Below are 4,620 nucleotides of genomic sequence, written 5' to 3'. Positions count from 1 at the left end.
GCATTGGGCCATCAGTCGCAGCAACAACCAGGATCGCGCCGTCCATCTGCGCAGCACCGGTGATCATGTTTTTCACATAGTCGGCGTGGCCTGGGCAGTCAACGTGTGCGTAGTGACGGGTCGGGGTTTCATATTCAACGTGAGAGGTGTTGATGGTGATACCACGAGCCTTCTCTTCTGGCGCGTTATCGATCTGATCGAATGCACGCGCCTGGCCGCCGTAGGTTTTAGCCAGAACGGTGGTGATTGCCGCAGTCAGAGTGGTTTTACCGTGGTCGACGTGACCGATGGTGCCCACGTTTACGTGCAGTTTGTTACGTTGAAATTGCTCTTTAGCCATCGCTTGTCCCTCTAAGACACGGATATATCAAAGATATCGTCACATTAACCAGGCAAAACCTGATGTTAGTTTTACAGAGAGAGAATCAGGAGAGAGATAAAGGAAGTGGTGCTGATACCCAGAGTCGAACTGGGGACCTCACCCTTACCAAGGGTGCGCTCTACCAACTGAGCCATATCAGCACATCTGGAGCGGGCAGCGGGAATCGAACCCGCATCATCAGCTTGGAAGGCTGAGGTAATAGCCATTATACGATGCCCGCATCCTGGAACTCGGCTACCTGTTCTTTCTGTAGCTTATGAATAATAAAAGAAGACCTTCTATTATTCGAGCCAGTCAGAGTTTCTGACTGACGGTGATCACGCTACTGCGCAATCTGAATTCGAAGGTGAGAGAGTTGAACTCACCCATCAGATAAGCCTTTATCTGACGCTCAACCGAGAGGTTGAGATGGTGGTGGGAGAAGGATTCGAACCTTCGAAGTCTGTGACGGCAGATTTACAGTCTGCTCCCTTTGGCCGCTCGGGAATCCCACCTACTTGATGGTGCCGGCTACCGGAATCGAACTGGTGACCTACTGATTACAAGTCAGTTGCTCTACCAACTGAGCTAAGCCGGCATCAAGTGACGCGCATTCTAGGAAGACCGGGTTCAGGATGCAACAAAAAAATTGCTAAATTTGCACTACCGCTTACTATTTGTGCAAATCCTCGCAAAACGCCCCGCCAGTGCAGCAAAAAGCAGCAAACATGGTGTGTTTTTCCGCCAGCCCACAGCCTGATTATTCTTTAATACCGCGTTAGCCTCATACTGTGATCATAAAAATGCGGGCCTGCTTACGAAAGCGTGCTCAGGTTTATCATTTTACTTCTTTTTAAAGTCACACTGGTGTTACCCTCCTGCCCATTGTTCTCGTTAAATTACCCCTGTGACGTGCAACTGAGTTCGACACATCGCTGTATGCCTGTTGCTGCAAGGTGTAGATGAGCCAGAATTTGCGGTCAGATGCATGCTTATGAGTAAAAAAACGACGCCACTGACGACGCCCTACCTGCAGTTTGATCGCCAGCAATGGGCTGCGCTGCGAGATTCCGTACCGATGACGCTGGCCGCCAGCGAAATTGAACGGCTGCGCGGTATCAATGAAGATCTTTCGCTGGAAGAAGTTGCCGAGATCTATCTGCCGCTATCACGTCTGCTGAACTTCTATATCAGTTCAAATCTGCGCCGTCAGGCGGTGCTGGAGCAGTTCCTTGGCACCAATGGCCAGAAGATCCCGTACATTATCAGTATTGCCGGCAGTGTCGCCGTCGGTAAAAGCACCACCGCGCGCGTGTTACAGGCGCTGCTTAGCCGCTGGCCCGAGCACCGCAAGGTGGAACTCATCACCACCGATGGCTTTTTGCACCCTAATGCGGTGCTGAAAGAGCGCGGCCTGATGAAAAAGAAAGGCTTCCCGCAGTCGTATGATATGCATCGACTGGTGAAGTTCGTATCGGATTTGAAATCGGGCGCCAGTCAGGTCACCGCACCGGTGTATTCACACCTGATTTACGATGTCATCCCGGATGGCGATAAGGTGGTGCAGCAGCCGGACATCCTGATTCTGGAAGGGCTGAACGTCCTGCAGAGCGGTATGGATTATCCGCACGATCCGCATCATGTATTTGTCTCAGATTTCGTCGACTTTTCAATATATGTCGATGCGCCAGAAAACTTATTAGAGCGCTGGTACGTTAATCGCTTTCTTAAATTCCGCGAAGGTGCCTTCAGCGATCCGGACTCTTATTTCCACCACTATTCTCAGCTGCCTGAAGAGGAAGCAGAAAGTATTGCACGTGGATTATGGAAAGAAATTAACTGGCTGAATTTAAAAGAAAACATCTTACCTACGCGAGAGCGGGCCAGCCTGATCATGACCAAGTCTGCGGATCATGCCGTGCAAAGCGTGCGGTTACGAAAATAGTATTAAAAACGTCCTGCTTTATCAGGGCGTTTAATGCATTACTGTTTACTGTGTTAATTAGCGGGACGTAATGAGATCTCGCCACCGACCCAGGATTTAATCTCACCATCCTGTTCCAGCAATAAACCGCCCTGCTTATCAATTCCGCGCGCAATGCCATGCACTTCACGATCGCCAATCAGCAGTTTTACCGGGCGATGGATAAAGTTATCCAGCGCTTCCCAGCGGCCGACAAACGGCGCCAGCCCATCGCGTTCAAACAGCGGTAAAGCTTCACGCAGACGGTTTATCAGCCTGGCGGCGAGTTCGTTACGATTGATCTCGATGCCCGCTTCCTGCAGATTGATCCAACCCTGATTGATTTCCGCCGTGCCTTCGCCCCGCATTACCAGGTTGATCCCCGCGCCCATGACAATTTGCGCCGCATCGCCGGTTTTACCGGTGAGCTCAACCAGAATACCCGCCAGTTTACGATCCTGCAGATAGAGGTCATTTGGCCACTTAACGCGGACGTCTGCCGCGCCCAGCGACTGGATAACCTCTGCCATCACGATACCAATCACCAGACTCAGACCCATTGCCGCAGCTGGCCCCTGCTCCAGTCGCCAGTACATGGACATGTAGAGATTGGCGCCAAACGGCGAGAACCATTTCCGTCCGCGCCGGCCGCGCCCGGCCTGTTGATATTCCGCGATGCACGCATAGCCGGAGTTCAGCTGGTCCATGCGATCGAGTAAATACTGATTCGTTGAGTCAATAACCGGAATCACCGCCAAATCCGCCTGATACAGATGCGCCAGTATCGCCTCTTCATTCAGCAACTGAATCGGCGCTGGCAGGCTGTAACCTTTCCCTGTCACGGTGTAGACATCGAGGCCCCAGCTTTTCAGCGTCTGAATATGTTTATTCACGGCAGCGCGGCTCATACCGAGCGCTTCACCCAGCTGTTCACCAGAGTGAAATTCGCCATCGGCCAGCAGGGCGACCAGTTTTAATGGAACGCTATGATCTTTCATGAAATCACCTCGACGGCGTTACGCTCGCCCTGCGCGCCAATAAACCGCACCTCAGGCTCCAGCCACACGGCAAATTTTTTCCCCACCTCCTGACGCACATGATGGGCCAGGGCGACAATATCCTGCGGTGTGGCATTGTCTTCGTTGATCAGTACCAGTGCCTGCTGACGATGCACCGCAGCGCCGCCAAGACGGTAGCCTTTCAACGCACACTGATCGATCAGCCAGCCTGCGGCCAGCTTGACCTCACCACTGTGCTGTGGATAGTGCGGCATAGCAGGATAGTGCGTAAGCAATGCCTCTGCCTGCTGAGCGGAAATCAGGGGGTTTTTAAAGAAACTGCCTACATTACCTGTTACGCGCGGATCGGGCAGCTTACTTTGCCGCATATGGCACACCGCATTGAATACGTCCCACGCGCATACGGTAGCGGGATTGAGCTTCGCCAGATCGCCATAGCTCAGTACCGGTTTCCACTGCTTCGCCAGACGCAGCCCGACGGCCACAATCACATAGTCGTGCTTCATCGCGTGTTTGAAGATGCTGTCGCGATAGCCAAACTGGCATTCATCACGGTGCAGACGCGTGACTGTGCTATCCGACAGGTGTAACACTTCGACGTACTGGCAAATATCTTTAAATTCAACACCGTAAGCGCCAATGTTCTGGATGGGTGCCGATCCCGTCACGCCAGGAATCAGCGCCAGATTTTCCAGCCCGGTGAGGCCTTTCTTTAGAGTGTGCTCAACCAACTGATGCCAGTTTTCGCCAGCACCAACGTGCAGATGCCAGGCTTCGTCGTGCTCTTCCAGGGTGATGCCTTTAATCGCGTTAATCACCACGCAGCCGGCAAAATCTTCGAGGAACAGGACGTTACTGCCCTCGCCAAGCACCATAAACGGCTGATTATTTTGCTGGCTGGCGTGCCAGGCAGAGGAAATGGCTTCTGCGCTATCCGCAACAACAAGCTTTTCAGCCGCGATTGCAAGACCCAGTGTGTTGAACGCTTTCAGGGAAGTCTGAGGGCTGGACATGTTACGGCCTTTACTGATTAATCTGGCCGTAGTTTACCCGATTGCACGGTTTTACAGTGGGGAGTTTTCGCGTTTTTAGCGGGAAATTTGCTGAAGTACGGACGTAAAAAAGCCCCGGACTCTCGTCCGGGGCTTTTTTACTGGTTTGATGCCTGGCAGTTCCCTACTCTCGCATGGGGAGGCCCCACACTACCATCGGCGCTACGGCGTTTCACTTCTGAGTTCGGCATGGGGTCAGGTGGGACCACCGCGCTGTTGCCGCCA

4 protein-coding genes, 4 tRNA genes and 1 rRNA gene are annotated in these 4,620 nt (G+C 52.7%); 1 reads left to right on the top strand and 8 read right to left on the bottom strand.

All coding sequences use genetic code 11. The features are described 5' to 3' along the window. From CBW22_RS21475 to CBW22_RS21455, 5 genes are all read right to left on the bottom strand, one after another. On the bottom strand, positions 1 to 340 hold a 340-nt coding region (locus tag CBW22_RS21475; protein WP_176428164.1), incomplete at its 3' end, for a GTP-binding protein. Between the two features lie 106 nt (positions 341 to 446). After that, a tRNA-Thr gene (locus CBW22_RS21470) sits at positions 447 to 522 on the bottom strand. Positions 523 to 527: 5 nt separating this feature from the next. Further along, positions 528 to 602 (bottom strand) — tRNA-Gly (locus CBW22_RS21465). 189 nt (positions 603 to 791) lie between these two features. Next, positions 792 to 876, bottom strand: a tRNA-Tyr gene (locus tag CBW22_RS21460). Between the two features lie 7 nt (positions 877 to 883). Further along, a tRNA-Thr gene (locus tag CBW22_RS21455) sits at positions 884 to 959 on the bottom strand. A 396-nt stretch (positions 960 to 1,355) separates the two neighbouring features. Between CBW22_RS21455 and coaA the strand changes: the two genes are divergently transcribed. Then, the gene (gene coaA, locus CBW22_RS21450; RefSeq protein WP_058759911.1) at positions 1,356 to 2,306 is read left to right on the top strand and encodes a type I pantothenate kinase; all 951 of its coding nucleotides are present in this window, start codon (positions 1,356 to 1,358) and stop codon (positions 2,304 to 2,306) included. Between the two features lie 53 nt (positions 2,307 to 2,359). Here coaA and birA read toward each other — a convergent pair whose 3' ends face one another. The 3 genes from birA to rrf all read right to left on the bottom strand — a co-directional run. Next, positions 2,360 to 3,322: a bifunctional biotin--[acetyl-CoA-carboxylase] ligase/biotin operon repressor BirA gene (birA, locus tag CBW22_RS21445; protein ID WP_088517822.1), complete on the bottom strand. Its 963-nt coding sequence runs from the start codon at positions 3,320 to 3,322 to the stop codon at positions 2,360 to 2,362. Further along, positions 3,319 to 4,356, bottom strand: a complete 1,038-nt coding sequence (murB, locus tag CBW22_RS21440; protein WP_088517821.1) for a UDP-N-acetylmuramate dehydrogenase — start codon at positions 4,354 to 4,356, stop codon at positions 3,319 to 3,321. The genes birA and murB overlap by 4 nt, the downstream gene beginning before the upstream one ends. Before the next feature lie 150 nt (positions 4,357 to 4,506). Next, positions 4,507 to 4,620 (bottom strand): 5S ribosomal RNA (gene rrf, locus CBW22_RS21435); the annotation flags it as partial.

It is taken from the genome of Pantoea sp. VS1, assembly GCF_002207995.1.
Lineage (GTDB): Bacteria > Pseudomonadota > Gammaproteobacteria > Enterobacterales > Enterobacteriaceae > Pantoea > Pantoea dispersa.
Note: the sequence above shows the minus strand (reverse complement) of the source record. Positions and strands in the feature narration are given on the sequence as shown.